Source organism: Brevibacterium sp. 'Marine' (assembly GCF_012844365.1).
Lineage (GTDB): Bacteria > Actinomycetota > Actinomycetes > Actinomycetales > Brevibacteriaceae > Brevibacterium.
In genome coordinates, this window is sequence record NZ_CP051626.1 from 1,484,797 (window position 1) to 1,502,219 (window position 17,423).

16 protein-coding genes are annotated in these 17,423 nt (G+C 62.5%); 6 read left to right on the top strand and 10 right to left on the bottom strand.

The genetic code is table 11. The annotated features are described in order from the left end of the window. Window positions 1-3 precede the first annotated feature (3 nt). A complete protein-coding gene (locus tag HF684_RS06580) occupies window positions 4-1,065 on the bottom strand; it encodes a 2,3-butanediol dehydrogenase (protein WP_169251843.1) in 1,062 nt (353 codons plus the stop codon). A gap of 220 nt (window positions 1,066-1,285) precedes the next feature. Between HF684_RS06580 and HF684_RS06585 the strand changes: the two genes are divergently transcribed. Next, on the top strand, window positions 1,286-3,394 hold the full coding sequence (locus tag HF684_RS06585) for a heavy metal translocating P-type ATPase (protein ID WP_248279143.1): 2,109 nt from the start codon (window positions 1,286-1,288) through the stop codon (window positions 3,392-3,394). A gap of 92 nt (window positions 3,395-3,486) precedes the next feature. Here HF684_RS06585 and HF684_RS06590 read toward each other — a convergent pair whose 3' ends face one another. Next, window positions 3,487-4,446, bottom strand: coding sequence for a VOC family protein (locus tag HF684_RS06590; RefSeq protein WP_211168082.1), 960 nt, complete (start codon window positions 4,444-4,446; stop codon window positions 3,487-3,489). A 184-nt stretch (window positions 4,447-4,630) separates the two neighbouring features. Between HF684_RS06590 and HF684_RS06595 the strand changes: the two genes are divergently transcribed. Then, window positions 4,631-5,140 carry a hypothetical protein gene (locus tag HF684_RS06595; RefSeq protein ID WP_169251845.1) on the top strand — a complete coding sequence of 170 codons (510 nt, stop codon included), beginning with the start codon at window positions 4,631-4,633 and terminating at the stop codon, window positions 5,138-5,140. A 12-nt stretch (window positions 5,141-5,152) separates the two neighbouring features. Here HF684_RS06595 and rraA read toward each other — a convergent pair whose 3' ends face one another. The 6 genes from rraA to HF684_RS06625 form a co-directional block, all read right to left on the bottom strand. Further along, window positions 5,153-5,620, bottom strand: coding sequence for a ribonuclease E activity regulator RraA (gene rraA / locus HF684_RS06600; protein WP_169251846.1), 468 nt, complete (start codon window positions 5,618-5,620; stop codon window positions 5,153-5,155). A 38-nt stretch (window positions 5,621-5,658) separates the two neighbouring features. After that, entirely contained in the window at window positions 5,659-6,681 is a 1,023-nt protein-coding gene (locus HF684_RS06605; RefSeq protein WP_169251847.1) for a D-cysteine desulfhydrase, read from the bottom strand. 83 nt (window positions 6,682-6,764) lie between these two features. Next, complete coding sequence (locus HF684_RS06610; RefSeq protein WP_169251848.1) at window positions 6,765-7,205, bottom strand: hypothetical protein; 441 nt, start codon at window positions 7,203-7,205, stop codon at window positions 6,765-6,767. A gap of 211 nt (window positions 7,206-7,416) precedes the next feature. Further along, the gene (locus HF684_RS06615) at window positions 7,417-8,724 is read right to left on the bottom strand and encodes a dicarboxylate/amino acid:cation symporter (protein ID WP_169251849.1); all 1,308 of its coding nucleotides are present in this window, start codon (window positions 8,722-8,724) and stop codon (window positions 7,417-7,419) included. Window positions 8,725-8,869: 145 nt separating this feature from the next. Continuing rightward, the gene (locus tag HF684_RS06620) at window positions 8,870-9,148 is read right to left on the bottom strand and encodes a hypothetical protein (protein WP_169251850.1); all 279 of its coding nucleotides are present in this window, start codon (window positions 9,146-9,148) and stop codon (window positions 8,870-8,872) included. A 113-nt stretch (window positions 9,149-9,261) separates the two neighbouring features. Next, window positions 9,262-9,489, bottom strand: coding sequence for a hypothetical protein (locus tag HF684_RS06625; RefSeq protein WP_169251851.1), 228 nt, complete (start codon window positions 9,487-9,489; stop codon window positions 9,262-9,264). Between the two features lie 174 nt (window positions 9,490-9,663). On the opposite strand from HF684_RS06625, the gene HF684_RS06630 reads away from it, so the two are divergent. After that, a complete protein-coding gene (locus tag HF684_RS06630) occupies window positions 9,664-11,520 on the top strand; it encodes an acyl-CoA dehydrogenase (protein ID WP_248279144.1) in 1,857 nt (618 codons plus the stop codon). Between the two features lie 6 nt (window positions 11,521-11,526). Here HF684_RS06630 and HF684_RS06635 read toward each other — a convergent pair whose 3' ends face one another. Next, window positions 11,527-12,261 (bottom strand): phosphatase PAP2 family protein, encoded by a 735-nt coding sequence (locus tag HF684_RS06635; RefSeq protein WP_248279145.1) that lies wholly within the window; start codon window positions 12,259-12,261, stop codon window positions 11,527-11,529. A gap of 463 nt (window positions 12,262-12,724) precedes the next feature. On the opposite strand from HF684_RS06635, the gene HF684_RS06640 reads away from it, so the two are divergent. Then, window positions 12,725-13,933 (top strand): acyl-CoA dehydrogenase family protein, encoded by a 1,209-nt coding sequence (locus HF684_RS06640; protein ID WP_169251852.1) that lies wholly within the window; start codon window positions 12,725-12,727, stop codon window positions 13,931-13,933. Between the two features lie 104 nt (window positions 13,934-14,037). Here the strand turns inward: HF684_RS06640 and HF684_RS06645 are convergent, their stop codons facing one another. After that, window positions 14,038-15,354: an aromatic acid/H+ symport family MFS transporter gene (locus tag HF684_RS06645; RefSeq protein ID WP_248279146.1), complete on the bottom strand. Its 1,317-nt coding sequence runs from the start codon at window positions 15,352-15,354 to the stop codon at window positions 14,038-14,040. Window positions 15,355-15,610: 256 nt separating this feature from the next. Between HF684_RS06645 and HF684_RS06650 the strand changes: the two genes are divergently transcribed. Then, a complete protein-coding gene (locus HF684_RS06650) occupies window positions 15,611-16,516 on the top strand; it encodes a methylenetetrahydrofolate reductase (RefSeq protein WP_169251854.1) in 906 nt (301 codons plus the stop codon). A 12-nt stretch (window positions 16,517-16,528) separates the two neighbouring features. Next, window positions 16,529-17,404 (top strand): formyltetrahydrofolate deformylase, encoded by an 876-nt coding sequence (gene purU / locus HF684_RS06655; RefSeq protein ID WP_169251855.1) that lies wholly within the window; start codon window positions 16,529-16,531, stop codon window positions 17,402-17,404. Window positions 17,405-17,423: the final 19 nt, after the last annotated feature.

Genomic DNA, 17,423 nt, shown 5'->3' on the forward strand with positions numbered 1-17,423 from the left:
GGGTCAGGCGCGAGGGTCGACGATGATCTTCACGTGGTGCTCGTTGTTGCTGATGAGTTCGTCGAAGCCGCCCGTGATGAGCTCGTCCAGGCCGATGCGTGCGGTGATGAAGGCTGAGAGATCGATGGTGCCGCCGGCGGCCAGTCTGATCGTCTCCGGGTGGTCGCCGGAGTAGCCGATCGTTCCTCGCAGGTCGATCTCCTTGAGGACCAGCTTCGGCATATCGACCTCGGGCTTGTGCCCCCAGATGGAGACGTTGACGATGACTCCGCCGGGACGGACGGCGTCGAGGAGCATGTCCAGAACCGCGGGGACGGACGAGCATTCGAATCCCACGTCGGCTCCACGTCCGCCCGTGCGCTCGCGGACGGTTTCGGCGACGTCGGACTCACGCGGGTCGAAGACCTCGTCGGCGACGCCTGTTGAGAGTGCCATCTGCTTGCGCGCCTCGGAGAGCTCGGAGATGTAGACGGTCAGTCCTTTGGCTTTGAGGACGGCGGCAGTGAGGAGGCCGATGGGTCCTGCGCCGCCGACGATGGCGGTCTGGCCGGATGCGGCGTCCGAGCGAACGACTGCGTGGTGGGCGACTGACAATGGTTCGATCAACGCAGCCTGATCGAGCGGAATATCGCCGATCGGGTGCACCCAGCGACGCTGCACGACGATCTTCTCCGACAGTCCGCCGCCATGGCCGCCGAGGCCGATGAAGTTCATGTCCTTCGACAGCTGATAGCTCTGGCCGGGGCCGGTGTCGACGTCTTCGGCAATGATGTAGGGCTCGACGACGACGTTCTGGCCGACGTTCAGGTCGGTGACGCCTTCGCCGAGGTGGGTGATCGTGCCGGAGAACTCGTGCCCCATGGTCACTGGGGCTGATTCGCCGGAGATCGGATGCGGGTGGCCCGCCGGCGGGACGAAGATCGGCCCCTCCAGATATTCGTGGAGATCGGTTCCGCAGATCCCGCACCAGGCGACGTCGATGGCGACTGTGCCTGGCCGCAATTCGGGTTCTGGGATGTCTTCGATTCGGATGTCTTTGCGAGCGTGGAATCGTGCTGCCCTCATGATGAGTCCTTTCGTGGGGCGTATCCGTGCCATTCGGTGTTCTTCGACGCTAGAGCGCTTGCGACGTGAGAGCCAGGGTTGCAGGCGATTGCATATGAGGGGCATCACCATTGATTTATACCCCCTAGGGGTATAGATTGTGGGTATGGACAAGCCGCAGAATCATCGTCATTACGGAATGCAGTCTGCTGAGACAGGCCATTCCGCACACACTGAGACCATGGCCCACTCCGATCACGCTCGCCATGACCACAGTGGTCATGGCGACCACTCCGGTCACGAGGCTCACTCCGGCCATTCGGGCCACGCGGGTCATGCCGGCCATGGCGATCACGTCGCGCAGTTCCGGAGGCTGTTCTGGATCATGCTCGTCATCGCCGTGCCCGTCGTCGCATTCAGTCCGATGTTCGGCCACCTCGTCGGATACGCGGTTCCCGACACCGGCATCCTCGGTGCGCTTCGCTGGCTCTCGCCGATCCTCGGCACCGTCATGTACGTCTGGGGCGGAAAGCCGTTCCTGGCCGGCGGACTCGACGAGATCAAGGGGCGCAGTCCGGGCATGATGCTGCTCATTGCTTTGGCGATCACGGTCGCCTTCATCTCCTCCTGGGGGTCGTCGCTGGGCCTGCTCGACCCGCAGCTCGATTTCTGGTGGGAGCTGGCTCTGCTGGTCGTGATCATGCTCGCCGGTCACTGGATGGAGATGCGCTCTCTGGCACTGACCACCTCGGCGCTCGACAGTCTCGCCGCGCTGCTGCCGGATGAGGCCGAGAAGATCATCGATGGGGAGACGGTGAGCGTCGCTCCGTCCGACCTCGTCGTCGGGGACATCGTCCTCGTTCGACCCGGTGCCTCGGTGCCCGCCGACGGACGGATCATCGACGGTTCGGCCCATATGGACGAATCCATGGTCACCGGAGAATCCGCGACGGTCCGACGCGGCGAAGGCGACTCGGTTGTGGCCGGCACCGTCGCCGCCGATTCCGGGCTTCGAGTCGAGATCACCGCGATCGGTGACGACACAACGCTGGCCGGTATCCAGAAGCTGGTCTCCGACGCTCAGAGCTCGTCATCTCGAGCCCAGCGCATCGCCGATCGAGCCTCGGCATGGCTGTTCTGGTTCGCTCTCGGCGCTGCCGTGATCACAGCGGTCGTCTGGTCGCTCATCGGCATGCCGGACTCGGCGGTCGTGCGCACGATCACCGTGCTCGTCATCGCCTGTCCTCACGCCTTGGGCCTGGCCATTCCGCTGGTCGTGTCGATCGCCACCGAACGTGCCGCCCGTGCCGGCGTCCTCGTCAAGGACCGGCTCGCGCTCGAGACGATGCGCACGGTCGATTCCGTGCTCTTCGACAAGACCGGCACCCTGACGAAGGGGCAGCCGACGGTCACCGCCATCGAAGTCGTCGAGGGTGCCGGGGCCACGCGGATCGAGAGCGAAGTGCTCGGCCTGGCGGCTGCGGCCGAAGCCGACAGCGAGCACCCGCTGGCCGCAGCCATCGTCACGGCTGCGGCTGAACGGGGGATCGACGTGCCGAGAGCCTCCGACTTCTCGTCGTCACCTGCGGTGGGGGTCAAGGCCGTCATCGCAGGCCAGACGGTCGAGGTGGGTGGTCCCAGACTGCTCGAGGCGCACCATGCCCCCGAGGCGAAGTCTGCGGAGGCCTGGCGCGCCGAAGGTGCCATCATCCTCCACGTGCTCGTCGACGGATCTGTCGTCGGTGCCCTGCAGTTGGCCGATGAGATCCGGCCGGAGTCTCGCGATGCCGTCGATGCTCTCCACGCCATCGGTGCACAGGTCGTGATGATCACCGGAGACGCCGAGGCGGTCGCGCAGTCTGTAGCCTCCGAGCTCGGCATCGACCGTGTCTTTGCCGGCGTTCATCCCGCTGACAAGGCGGCGAAGGTCTCCGAGCTGCAGGGGGAGGGGCGTCGCGTGGCGATGGTCGGTGACGGTGTCAATGACGCTCCTGCGCTCGCGCAGGCCGATGTCGGCATCGCCATCGGGGCCGGAACCGATGTGGCCATCGGCTCTGCCGGAGTCATCCTCGCTTCCGACGATCCGCGATCCGTGCTCTCAATCGTCGAACTCTCTCGGGCGACCTACCGGAAGATGAAGCAGAACCTGTGGTGGGCGGCCGGGTACAACCTGCTGTCGGTGCCGCTGGCGGCAGGAGTGCTCGCTCCTGTCGGATTCGTGCTGCCGATGAGCGTGGGTGCGATCCTGATGTCGATCTCGACGATCGTCGTCGCCCTCAACGCTCAGTTGCTGCGTCGGCTGGACCTGCATCCGCAGGCGGCTGTCGAGCGAGTGCGCTCCACGAGCTGATCTCGGCGCAGACGATTGAGGCGGGTGATGCCGTTGAGCATCACCCGCCTCAGCGCGTTCTATCCGGTGGAGATGTTCGCACCGGCAGGTCGTCAGCGCGCCAGTGTCTCGTCGATGGAGCTGGTTCCGGTGGCCAGGGTCACCTGCGTGCCCCACGGGTCGACGACGCGCACGGAGCGTCCGTCGTCAGCGAAATCGAGGTTGTGCGTGCGCAGGCGAGCGACGAGCGCGTCGAGGTCCTCGCGTCCGGGAACGGTGATCGCGACGTCCCCGAGGCCGAGGCTGGCCGCGCGAGGACCGGCACCGCGGCTGTTCCAGGTGTTCATGGCGACATGGTGGTGGTATCCGCCCGCCGCCGCGAAGAGGACTCCGGGCATTGACGACAGCGACGGCTCGAAGCCGAGGGCATCGACGTAGAACTCGCGAGCCTGAGGGATGTTGCCGACCTGCAGATGGACGTGGCCGACGATGCCGGGTTCGGCGGCAGTGTTCGCGAGGACGTCTTGATTCAGGTGGCGTTCGAGGAATCGGTTCGGGTCAAGGTAGAGCGTGTCCATCTGGACCTCACCGTCGAGCGAGTGAGTCCATTCCGAACGGGCGCGGTCGACGTAGAGCTCGATGCCGTTGCCTTCGGGATCGGTGAAGTAGAACGCCTGGCTGACAAGGTGATCGCTGGAGCCGACGAAGGTGCTGTTGGTGTTCTGCGCGGCGTGGGCGACCGTGGCGGCCAAGGCTTCCTTGGTGTCGAACAGGAAGGCGGTGTGGAACAGGCCGGCCTGTTTGGCGTCGACTCCGGGCAGGCCCGGGGTGGCCACGAGCTTGACCAGGGGAGTGGTGCCGCGGCCGAGCACACGGTGGACTTCGCCATCGCGGGCGGTCTCTTCGAGTGGTTCCATCGCCAGAGCGTTCGAGTAGTAGTTCGACATCTTCTCGAGGTCGCCGACGCGCAGGGTCACCGCGTCCATTCCGGTGGCCGCGCTGAGTCGTTTCTCATCGACGGCGGGTCTCTGCGGGGCGGTGGAAGTTGGTGCCTGGATGGGGGTGGTGGTCATGCTGTTCTCCTGAGCGGATGGGCTGTTGGGTCCAGTCTAGATCAATCTAGTTGAACATTCAACAAATAGGCTGATGACCCTATTCCCGATCCGCGCCGAAGGGAACCCGATCCCATTGAAGCCCCACGCTCTGAGTGACTGACTCGATGCGGCACCAGCGCACCCTCGTCGATAGGCTGGTGCCATGAGGTTCGATTCGAAGTCCGCCCCTGCTCTCGCCGGGCTCCTGACCGCCGCACTCATCGCCCTCAGCGGCTGCGGCTCCGATTCTGGCTCATCGTCGGAACCCGAAACGACTCCGACGGCGACTCTGGATGTCGTGGAGCAGGGCTTCGATTCCCTTGATGAGCTCTCGGATTATGTGGCGCAGTCCTTGGACGGTGTCGAGGTGAGTCTCGAGTCCGAGACGAACCCCGACTTCAACCAGGAGGCCGAACCCGAACGCCTCCATGTCGAGTTCGCCTCCGATGAGAACAGGGCCAAGGACTTGGAAGCCACGGCGTTCATCGTCCAGGCGACCTCACAGGCAGCCTTCGACTACGACATCCTCGTGGTCACGGGAGACGTCGCGGCGGGGGAATGGAGATACCTTTACGACCGTTCGACCGTCGAGGATCTCACCGCTGACGGTCAGATCGACGTTGCCGACATCTGGGACTCGGCTCAACAGAGCTTCGACACCATTCATCGTTGAGCCTCTGCCCCTCTACTTTTCTATGGCGACCCCATCGGCGTCGGCGAAGACCATCGCTCCTGGGCGGATCGTCGCGCCGCCGATCTCCACGGTCACGTCGATCTCACCGGCACCGTCTTTCGCGCTCTTGCGCGGATTGCTGGCAAGAGCCTTGATTCCGAATTCCATCTCGGCCAGAGCTTCACGGTCGCGGATAGCGCCGTTGATGACGACGCCGTTCCAGCCGTTTCGGACCCCCGCCTCGGCGATCATGTCACCCATGAGGGCGGTGGCGATCGAACCGTCACCGTCGATGACGAGCACGGCGCCGTCGCCTGGCTGATTGAGGGTCTGCTTGACCAGTCCGTTGTCCTGGAAGCAGCGGATCGTGCGGGCCGGGCCGGAGAATGAGGTCTTGGCTCCGAAGTCGCCGAAGTTCAGAGCGATCGAATAGAGGTCGTCGCCGCGTTCGTCCCACAGGTCTGCTGTCGAAACTGTCATCTGTCTGCCTTCCGTCGATTGTGGGTGGTGGGAGGTGCTCAGGCGAACGCCTGGGTGCGGGCGTAGAGTCCGGGGACTCCGCCGGAGTGGACGAAGACGACCGCGTCTTCGGAAGAGAAGCGGCCGGATCTGATGAGGTCGATGAGGCCGGCCGCAGCTTTGCCGGTGTAGACGGGGTCGAGGAGGATTCCCTCGGTGCGGGCGAAGAGTCGCACGGCCTCAACCATCTCGGGTGTCGGCAAGGCGTAGCCGGTCCCGACATAGTCGCCGAGTCCCGTCGTGGCATCGCGGGGGACAGGCGGCAGGTTGAGGAACCGTGCCGTGGAATCGACGAGGTTGACGATCTTCGGTTCCTGCTCCGCCTGTGTCCGGCTGACGTTGATGCCGATGATCGGGACAGTGCTTCCCTCGCTGTGGAGCCCGACGACGAGTCCTGCCTGCATTCCGGCCGAGCCGCTCGGCGTGACGATCGTGGGGGAGTCCAGCCCCACTGCGGCGAATTGATCGAGCAATTCGTGGGCGCAGTCGACATAGCCGAGCGCGCCGATCGGATTCGACCCGCCCACCGGGATGACATAGGGGATCCTGCCCTCGTCGCGCAGCTTCTCGGCCAGAATCTCGGCCTCGCCGAGGAGGTCAGCTCCGTGGCCGAGTACGGTGACCGAATCCGCGCCGAGGAGGTCGAAGAGCAGGAAATTGCCCGTGTGCTCCGGCGGGTTCGCCCCTGCCGGACCGAGGGCGGTGCCGTCGGGACCAAGGTCCTCTTCGACGATGAGATGACAGTCGAGGCCCTCGGTGCGCGCAGCGGATAAGGTCAGCCGACAGTGGTTGGACTGGACCCCGCCGACGGTGATGAGCGTGTCCGCTCCCTGCTTCAGAGCGTCGGCGATGAGGAACTCGAGCTTGCGTGTCTTGTTCCCGCCCTGTGTCAGCCCCAGCCGGTCGTCGCGTTTGATCCAGACCTGCGGTCCGCCGAGCTCGGCGGACAGTCGCCGCAGATGCTCGAGCGGTGTCGGGCCGGCGGTGTAGCGGCGACGGGGGATTTCGTTCAAGGCGACCATGGTTCCCGAGTCTACCGAGCAGGTCGGCAGTGCTGACAAGACGCCGTTCAGGATTCGGGCCACGGCATGACAGCGGGTCGTCCTCAGCCGACGAACTCGACCTCACGAACGGCGTCGCCGCCCTTGCCTACGGCGTTGGCGTCTCTGACCGTCAGGGTCATGACCTCGTGGGTGTCCAGGTTCGTGTAGGACACCCAGGTGTACCCCTTGCCGGAGTCGGCTGAGGTGCGGTGCCAGCGTGTGGCGTGCCCGTCGTTGTGTTCGGCGAGGGCAGCGACGACGTTGCGTGTGGCGAGACGATCCATGACCGAGTCATCACCGATGCCGTAGGCGGTGATCAGTTTGTCCGCGTACTTGACGGCACCCTTCGGGTGTCCCGAACTCTGGGGTGCCTGAGCGGCACTGGGCGCGGGTGCTGAATCAACGGAGGCCGATGCCGGACCGACTGCGAGGCCCAGAGATGTGAGACCGGCTAGTGCAGCGACGCCCCACTTTGCGGCGTGAGTGCTGATGAAGGCGGGCATGGTGACTTCTCCTCTTCCGGGACAGGAACATTGCTGGAATCGAGTATCGTCATCCCAGGTGAGAGCCGAGTCCCCGAGCCTGAACAGAAGCTGAGACGCGTCGTCGGAAATACGGAGGTTCTATTGCGTTGCGATGACATCTCCGAGACATTCCGTCAGAAAGAGTCTTGTCCGAATCCGTGGATTCCGGACTGTGACAGATTCACAGCGGTTACGGAATCGAATCGTGATCGTCCTCTGTCCGATCCATCCAGTCCTTTCCATCGAGGATGCGAGCGACCATCATCGAACTCGCCTGGTCGCCGACCGCATTGACCGTGGTGGCCGGCGGATCGATGACGGTTCCGATGATCTGGATGATCGGCAGCGCCGTTGCTGGGAAGCCGTAGAGGGTGATGATCATGAGCTCGCCGATGAAGCCGCCGGAGGGGATTCCTGCCATGACCATTCCGGCCAGCAGCGCCACGGCGATGGCGATGAGGATATTCTCCGGAGTGAAGAAGTCGCGCTGGAACACGGCAAAGAGGAAGGCGATCTTGAGGATCGCGGACAGGCTCGATCCTTCCATGTGGATCGTGGCGCCGATCGGCACGATCGTCTCCCGGATGTCCCGTGGGACTCCGATCTTCTCTCCGGCACGCAGGTTCGCTGGGATCGCCGCCACCGAGGACGACGTACCCAAGGAGATCGCTGTGGGTTCGAGGATATTGCCCCAGAAGCGGGAGACGCCTCGGCGGCCGCCGGAGACGAAGGAGTAGAACGTGAAGGCGAGGATGAAGTAGGCGATCGCCACCGGATAGTAGACGAGGAAGGCGCGAACATAGTCCCCCACGAGCTGGGCGCCGAGGTCGCCGATGAGTGCGGCGAAGTAGGCGCCGAGGCCGATCGGGGCGTAGTACATGATGATTGAAGTGAACTTGAGGAACACCTCGGTGCCGGAATTGAGGAACTGGGCGAACGGCTTGCCGGCGTCGCCGATCCTGCTGGTGGCGAAGCCGACGATGACGGCGAACACGATGAGGGCGAGCATGTGCTCGGCGGACAGGATCTTCGAGAAGTCGTCGACGACGACGGTTTGGACGAGCTGGTCACCGATGGACCCGACGTCCTCGACGTTCTCCGGCTCCTGCATCTCCACTTCGACGCCGGCGGTGGCGTTGAAGATGCGCAGCGCGGCGACCATGACGATGGAGGCGATGATGCCGGTGACGGCGAAGACTCCGAGCATACTGCCCATGATTTTGCCGAGTCGCGCCGCCGAGGACATTCCCGCGACCGCGGAGGCGATGGAGAAGAACACGAGCGGCACGACGAGAGTGAACATCATATTGATGAACAGCGTGCCGAACGGCTTGATGACGGTGGCGCGTTTCCCGAAGACGAGGCCGATGATCGCGCCGATGACCACCCCTGTGAGGATGAAGATCGGGAAGCGGTAGTTGCGCAGAATCCGGAGGAAGCCTGACGGCTCCGTCTTCGTCGCGGAGGTCTGCGCAGGCGAGGCGGCGGGGGAGGGCATAGGCTCTGCCTTTCATATCAGCATCGTTGTTCCGCCGACTGTGCGGCGTGGCGCCATGGCCCCGGTGATCCTACCTGGGGCACAGCGACACCCGGCACATGGATGACCATGTACCGGGTTGTCGATGTTCGCTCGAGCCGACGAATCAGCTCTCAGCTGACGTCGTGGATTCCTCGGCGTTCGAAGTGTCCGAGGATGGAGTCACGGCGGACTCGTCGATCGCCTCATGCGAGCCGTCCGGGAGGCGTCGCAGGGTCACACCTTCCGCTTCGGCGAGCTTCTCCAGGTCCTCTTCGGACACATCGTCGGCATATCCGGGAGTCGCGCCATAGGCGACATCGGGTCCGCTGGCCCTCGCCCCGAGCTCGTCGAGCTTGTCGTTGATCTTGTCGACCTTCTTCTGTGAATCAGTCTCGTCGGTCATCTGTCACCACCTCACTGTTGCGAAGACGCTGTACTCGTGACCATAGTCGTTTTCATTGATTCGTCCAGGGGGTGCCTCGCTTGCAGACGCAGCGCCGGATACTGAGCCGATGTTCAGTCATCGTAGCTCGAGTGGGATTCGTCGACGGCGAGATGTGAGCCGTCGGGATTGCGGTAGAGCTTCACTCCTTCGTGCTCAGCCGTGGCTTGCAGCCGTTCTTCGGAACTGTCTTCTCGGTAGCCGACTTTCTGCCCCTGGCCGATATTGGCGCTCTTGAACGCCTTCGAGATCTGTTTGAACGTCTGAGCCAACTTCGACGGCCGATTCGTGTCTGCGGTCATGATCCTTCGCCCCATTCCCACGCAGATTGTGGAGAGAATTATAGCTCTCCCGGGGGCCGAAACCCAGAGGTGGGGAGCGTCTGGATGACCTCACGGCTGGGCATCAGCCAAATCCTTGCACCGTGAGAGAGCGAATCACTTTACTTAACGAATGATTAGCCATAGCTTGGTCTCGTGACCGAACAGATTGAAGGCAATGGCGTCTTGACGACTGCGACAGAATCCATCCTCTCCGCCAAGGACATCGAGTTCCAACTCTATGACTGGCTCAAGGTCGACGAACTCTGCGAACGTCCTCGCTTCTCCGATCATTCTCGTGAGGTCTTCGATTCCGTGCTCGAAGCCAGCGAGGAGCTTGCCAAGGAACGGTTCGCCACTCATGCACGCAAGTCCGACCTCAACGAGCCGACTTTCGACGGTACCGCGGTGACGCTGATTCCTGAGATCAAGTCTGCGCTCGACCAGTTCGCCGGCATCGGCCTGCTGTCGGCGACGATGGATGAGAGCGTCGGCGGCATTCAGCTGCCGCAGACGATCGCGAAGGCCTGCTTCGCCTGGTTCCAGGCGGCCAACATCGGCACCGCCAGCTACCCGATGCTGACCATGGCCAATGCCAATCTGCTGCTCGAATATGGAACCGAGGAGCAGATCGAGAAGTACGTTGTGCCCGAGCTCGATGGCCGGTTCTTCGGCACCATGTGCCTGTCCGAACCCGAGGTCGGCTCCTCATTGGGTGACGTCACGACGAAAGCTGTACCGGATCCCGACAGCGGCGACGATGTCTTCCGTGTCCATGGGACGAAGATGTGGATCTCGGGTGGCGATCACGAACTCTCGGAGAACATCGTCCACCTTGTCCTGGCCCGTGCCGAGGGCGACGGGCCAGGGGTCAAGGGGCTGAGTCTGTTCCTCGTTCCGAAGTACCTCGTCAACGACGATGGCAGCCTCGGCGAACGCAATGACGTCGTGCTGTCGGGACTCAACCACAAGATGGGATGGCGCGGAACGACGAACACGCTGCTCAACTTCGGCGAGGGGGCGCACACCCCGGCCGGTTCTGCCGGTGCGGTCGGCTACCTTGTGGGGGAGCGGGGCAAGGGGCTGGCCTGCATGTTCCACATGATGAACGAGGCCCGCATCGGTGTCGGTGCCGGTGCGGTCGGGCTGGGCTACCACGGGTACCTCGATGCCCTCCGCTATGCCCGCGACCGCCGTCAGGGTCGTCCCGACGGTGCCAAGGGATCCGATGTTCCGACGGTCCCGATCGCCGAGCACTCCGATGTCCGTCGCATGCTCCTGTCGTCGAAGAGCTACGTCGAGGGCGGGCTCGGACTCATCCTCTATGCCGCACGTCTGCTCGACGAATCCGAAACCGCTGAGGCCCAGGCGGAGTGCGATCGTGCCGCACTGCTGCTGGACGTGCTCACGCCGATCGTCAAGACCTGGCCGAGCGTGTGGTGCCTGAAGGCCAACGACCACGCCATCCAGGTTCTCGGCGGGGCCGGTTACACCCGCGATCACGATGTCGAACAGCTCTACCGTGACAATCGGCTCAACCCGATCCACGAGGGCACGCATGGCATCCAGGCCAAGGATCTTCTCGGTCGCAAGGTCGTCATGAACGGTGGTGCGGGTTTGCAGGTGCTGCTGGAGCAGATGCGGGAGACCCTCGCCGAGGCGGCCGGCCGTTCGACTTGGTCCGCTGAGACCGCAGCGCTGAGGAAGGCCGTCGATCGCATCGAATCCGTGACCGCGACGGTATGGTCGAGCGGGGATCCTGCGGCGGCGCTCGACAACGCGTGGACCTATCTGGAAGCAGTCGGACACACCGTGATGGCGTGGCTGTGGCTGCAACAGGGAATGGCGGCCGAAGCGACCGCGGGCGAACACGGCGAGTCGGCGTTCCTCAACGGCAAGATCGCCGCGGCGCGGTACTTCTTCGCCCACGAACTGCCGCAGACCGGACCGTGGTTCGATCTTGTTGAAAGCAGAGTGACGACGTTCGCCGATCTCGATGACACTTGGCTGTGACTGCCCTCAGGTGTTGAGATCGGGTATTCGCCTGTCGGCGATGATGAGCAGTCGCAGGAAGACTCCGCCGATCAGCAGCCCCCCGATGAGGTCGGTGGCCCAGTGCCAGCCGAGGGTGAAGGACACGACCACTGAATTCACGCTGACCGCGGCGACACCCCACCACAGCAGGCGCACGGTGCGTGTGGTGACGTTGCTGTATGTGGCGATGAGGTAGGCGACTGCACCATAGATGAGTACGGCTTCGGCCGCGTGCCCGGACGGGTAGCTGATTCCACGGCCGCCGATCTCGATCAGACCGCCGTGGAAGAACCGCGGATCGTGCAGGGTCGTCGCCGGTCGGGCGAGGAGGACCTTGAGCGAACCGACGCCGAGATAGAAAGCCGCTTCGACGGCGATCGCGAAGACGATCGGTCGCCAGGACCGGCGTCTGCGTGCCAGAACGATCGCGGTGATCACCAGAACGGGTAGGCAGACGGCCTGACCGGCGATGGGATCGAGGATGTGCTGAAAGAACCAGACGAGGTCGGGTTCGAAGAGATAGAGCCATCGTCGATTGAGCTTGTAGTCCCAGACTCGCAGGGGACCGGCCGCAGCGATTGTGACGATGACGAAGGCGATCGCCAAGACCCAGAATGAGGTTGCCCAGGACAGCAACCCCTGTGCTCGTTCCGTCCACTGACTGCGATCTGAGGGGCTGCTGATCGTCTTCTCGGATTCGACATAGTGTTCAGCAACCATCAGGGTCGATTTTAGACGGAGTGGACAATCACTTCTGCTGTGGGGGATAAAGAAACGGTGAATTCTGTTCGGAGTTCCAACGTTGTCGTTCGACCGCAGCGTCTGATTCTGCACCGGTTGCGCGGTCATTCCCCTCAGCGGCAACTCCACTCCTGCTCCAGCGTGTCGTCATCTGACTTTCGTCCTACGGGAGGCCCCATCACTTGATGATCGGAGGTGCGGTGCGACGGCTGTATGAAGCGGATCTGTTCAGAAGAGTTCGAGAGGGTGAGCTGACCAGCCCGAGGTGACTCGTTGAAGTTGGCCGTCCGGATGGCCAAGGTGCGCTGACGCAGGCTGAGATCCGGGACTCGTCAGGTGTGCATGTTCGCATCTCCGGATTGGTTATCAGGATTATTGTGCTTTTGATTCTATGTGAACCCACTCACACTGGACACAGGCCGAAGGAAGGAAATACTGCAGAATGCCGATCATCGATTCGGGGACAACCATCGGACTCGACCCGTACGGGTTTGCCTCGACGCATCTGAGCCAAGCCGCCAGAGACGCACTTGACAAGCTACGCTCAGTGCTCGCAGAGGAGGTGGGCCCACTTATGTCTCGGGCCTGGGAGTCAGCGTCGATGCCTCCCGCCGTACGCGAGGCTCTGGTGTCACTTGACCTCATGCGACCCGAAGGCGTCGCTGAGGTGGAAGCGGATTCGAGCATGTTCTCAGGCTTCCGCAACTATGTCCTCGCGCGCACCGACGTGTCCGTGGCCACGATGTACAACGGTCAGTCGGGACTCTTCCGGGCCGCTGTCCGCCACGGCGGCGCGCCCGAGCAGGTCGCGGACCTCGACCCGAAAGTGCGTTCCTTCGCCCTCTCGGGAGCCTTCGCTCTGACCGAGCCTGACCACGGGTCCGACATCGCCGGAAGTCTTGCCACCACTGCGCGATTCGACGGGGACGCAGGAAACGGCGAAGGCCGGTGGATCATCGACGGCGCGAAGCGATGGATCGGAGGCGCGTCGACGGCTGACCTGATCGCGGTCTTCGCGCGCGACGTCGCGGACTCCCAGGTCAAAGTCTTTCTGGTTCCGCGTGTCAGCCGGGGTCTGAGTATGGACACCATGGTCGGCAAGGTCGCTCTGCGTCCGATGGAGAACTCTACGATCAGGTTTGCAGATGTAGAGGTCCCCGAATCGGCCCGACTGCGTGAGGTGAATTCCTGGCGTGACGTTAACCGGATTCTGCGTGTGATGAGATCGGACGTGGCGTGGATCGCCACCGGTCTGCAGGCCGGAGCTCTTGACGCGGCACTCGCGTACGTGAAGAAGCGTGAGCAGTTCGGCCGGCCGATCGGCGGCTACCAGTTGGTCCAGGAAAAGCTCGCGCGGATCCTGGGCAATCTCACTGCATCATTGGGCATGGTCGTCCAGCTCTCGGCGCAGCAGGACGCCGGCAAATTCGTCGATGCGAATTCTGCCTTAGCGAAGATGCAGACTGCCCGAATGGCGCGGGAATCCGTTGCGTTGGCTCGTGAGGTTCTCGGAGGCAACGGGATCCTGCTCGAGAACGGCGCGGCGCGGTTCTTCGCCGACGCCGAGGCGGTCTATTCCTATGAGGTCACACACGAAGTCACTGCGCTCATCGTCGGTCGGGCACTGACGGGGGAATCCGCATTCGTCTGAGTCGCAGACATGTCAGCCTCTCGGCTCCCGAGCGCCGATGGGGAGTCCCTTGGTGGGCTCTACTCTCCGTCGTTTGATTCGAATTTCCGCGTAGGAGAAACTCCCTAGGGAGCAGTGTTGGTCACAGGCTCCGGCTTTCGATTCGCTTCGACATCGATGCCGCGCATGCCGAGCAATGCGAGCGCTGCCAGGAGCAAGATGACGCCGACGAGCACGTAGATCGCCTGCGGGCTCCAGCCGCTGTCGAGCAGGGCGCCGGTGGCTGTCGGAGCGATGATGGCACCGAAACGCCCGATGCCGATTCCCCATCCTGACCCCGTCGACCGCATCGGCGCCGAGTAGGACTGCGGTGTGAGGACATAGAGGCCGGCGATGCAGCCGTTGGTGAACATTCCCACCAACACACCGAAGACGATGACGATCGCCAGCCACTGTGCGGTGAAGACGAAGATTGCCATGAATACCGCGGCCAGGACCGAGAAGGCCATCAGGACGGTTCGGGTCGACCAGCGCGCGGTGAAGAGTCCGAAGACCACTGAACCGATGGCCCCGCCTACAGTCAGGCCCACAGTGACAACCATGGACAATGACTCGCTGAGCCCTGTCTCATTCATCAGGCGCGGAGTCCACGAGTTGACGAAATAGAACCCGAACATGACGATGAAGAAAGTAGCCCAGACGACGAGGGTGACTCGACGATTGCGGCGGTTGAGCAGTGATCCCATGCCCTTGCCGGTGCCCGCACCGGCTTCCATATTCGTTTCTGCTGCAGAGAGGTCGACCGGTTCCGTATATCCAAGTTTCGAGGCGATGGTGTCGAGGCGCTTCTGCGCGTCGGACGGCTTCCTGTTGTAGAGGTACGACGCGGACTCTGGCACCAGCCAAACGACGAAGATCAAAGACACGACAGTCAAGCTACCGCCGAAGACGAAGACTGACCGCCAGCCGAATGCTCCGATGAGGCTGATCATTATGCTTCCGCCGATGGCGGCGCCGATCCCGTAGCCGGCGGCGTAGATGCTGATAGCCAGGCCGCGTCGTCGGCGCGATGCGTATTCGGCCGAGATGACGTTGGTGCTGACAAGGATGCCGCCGATGCCCAGCCCTGTGACGACGCGCCAGAGGCCGAGTTCAGCAGCCGACGACGAGGTGGCGGTGAAGAACAGCCCGACGGCATTGACGACGAGCGCGAACATCATCATGTTCTTGCGTCCGATCCGATCGGCAATCGGGCCAAGTACCAGTGCGCCGACTGCCATACCGAGGAGTGCTGAGCTCATGACGAGCCCCAATGCAGTCCCTGACAGGGTGAACTCGTCGCTGACTTCGTTCGATGTGAATGAGATGGCCAGGACGTCGTACCCGTCGAGTGCATTGAGGAAAGTGCAGATGCCGACGATCAGCCATTGATACGCCGACATGTGGGAATTGTTGATTCGTTCTCGTAGATCCACGCATTTCTCCGATTCAGATGTATCGGCTGGAGCCGCCTCGCTGCGGCATACCTATTCCGATAGGTAAATGGTGATGTGGTGCACATTATCAGCGTCCGTTTGTGCCGGCAATGCCCGGCTGTTGCCTGATTGCCTCTGCAGATGGTGTCGACGCCTCCTATCCATGTGGGGCACGCAGGAATCGACTGCTGGAAGTGTTACCTATAGACATAGTTAAGTACCTATGCATATAGTGATTTGGAAAACACGAAGCAGTGTTGACGAAAGGACTTTCACCGTGGTGTCACTTACTGCAACGGACCTACTGGACGACTTCTCGCTCGAGATGACAGGAAAGGACATTCCCAATCTCAGAGAAGCGGCCCATGCGATCCCGCCGGGGACTCGGATCAACGTGACTTTCCTCGGCAATGAAGATCTCCCGATGCGAGTCGAGGCGTCGAAGGCCGTCGCTGATATGGGATTCGTTCCGGTTCCCCACATCTCCGCCCGTCGGCTCAAGTCCGAACGGGAGCTCAGAGATTTTCTCGATGCGTTGCAGCAAGTCAATGCGACGAACCATATATTCGTCGTCGGGGGCGATCCCGCTGCGCCGGAAGGTCCCTACGAGGATTCGCTGTCGGTTATCCGTACTGGAATCCTGCAGGACTACGGCGTTGCCGAAGTCAGCCTCGGTGGCTATCCCGAGGGGCATCCCGATATCAGCGACGACGTTCTCTGGTATCACCTGGACGCAAAGACGTCTGCGTTGGCCGAACAGAATCTGGACCATGTTGTGCTCACCCAGTTCGCATTCGACGCGCAGCGCGTCAGCGAATGGGTCAGAGATGTTCGCAAACATGGCATCGATTCGGTCATCCGGATCGGCACACCTGGTCCGGCGGGTATCAAGAGACTGCTCGGCTACGCCCGACGATTCGGTGTAGGGACGAGTGCAGGAATCGTCAAGAAGTACGGGTTCTCACTGACGAATCTCGTCGGCACCGCCGGTCCAGACAGGTTCGTTCGAGACTTGTCTGACCGGGCTGAGGGGCTGGAATCACCGGAGACCCTGAAGACGCACTTCTATACCTTCGGCGGACTGCTGGCCACCGCCGAGTGGGCGCAGAAGTTCGACGCAGCAACGTGAGGTGGTGATCGAATGACCGACCTCGCCGAAAGGCGCAAAGACTACGCAACCCTGATCGTCACCGGCCCCGATCAATCCGGACTGGTATCAACCGTCACCTCATTCATTGCGCGAAACGACGGCAACATAGTCTCCCTCGACCAACACACGACCGATCCTGAAGGCGGGGACTTCTTTCAGCGTGTCGTCTTCCACAGGGAGGGGCTCTCTGCTGCGGTTCCTGAAATTCAGGCGGATCTTGCGTCTACTCTCGATCCCCTCGGAGTGCATTACCGCCTTGTGGAGCAGAAGATTCTCAAGCGCATGGCTGTGCTCGCCTCGAAGAGTGATCACTGTCTGCTCGAACTGCTGTGGAGGCATCAGCGCGGTGAACTACCGGTCTCGATTCCCCTGGTGATCTCGAACCACACCGACGTCGCCGATGCGGTGCGAAGCTTCGGCGTCCCGTTCTTCCACGTACCTTCGCAGGGGCCGGACAAATCCGCGGCAGAAGCACGCATCATCGAGCTGCTGGCTGGCAACGTCGATCTCGTCGTCCTTGCCAGGTACATGCAGATCCTGTCCGAGTCGTTTCTCGATGATGTCGAAGTTCCCGTGATCAACATCCACCATTCGTTCCTACCCGCCTTCATAGGCGCGGGGCCATACAGGAAAGCCAAGGAACGTGGTGTGAAGCTCATCGGAGCGACCAGCCACTACGTGACGAAGGATCTCGACGAAGGGCCGATCATCGAACAGGACGTCGCCCGGGTCGACCACACGATGACTGCCGGAGACATGCAGACGAGAGGCGCCTACGTGGAACGGGCAGTGCTGTCGAAGGCAGTACGACTGCATGCCGATGACCGCGTCATCCGGCATGGCAACCAGACCATCGTGTTCGACTGATCTGAGGCCTGTTCCCCCC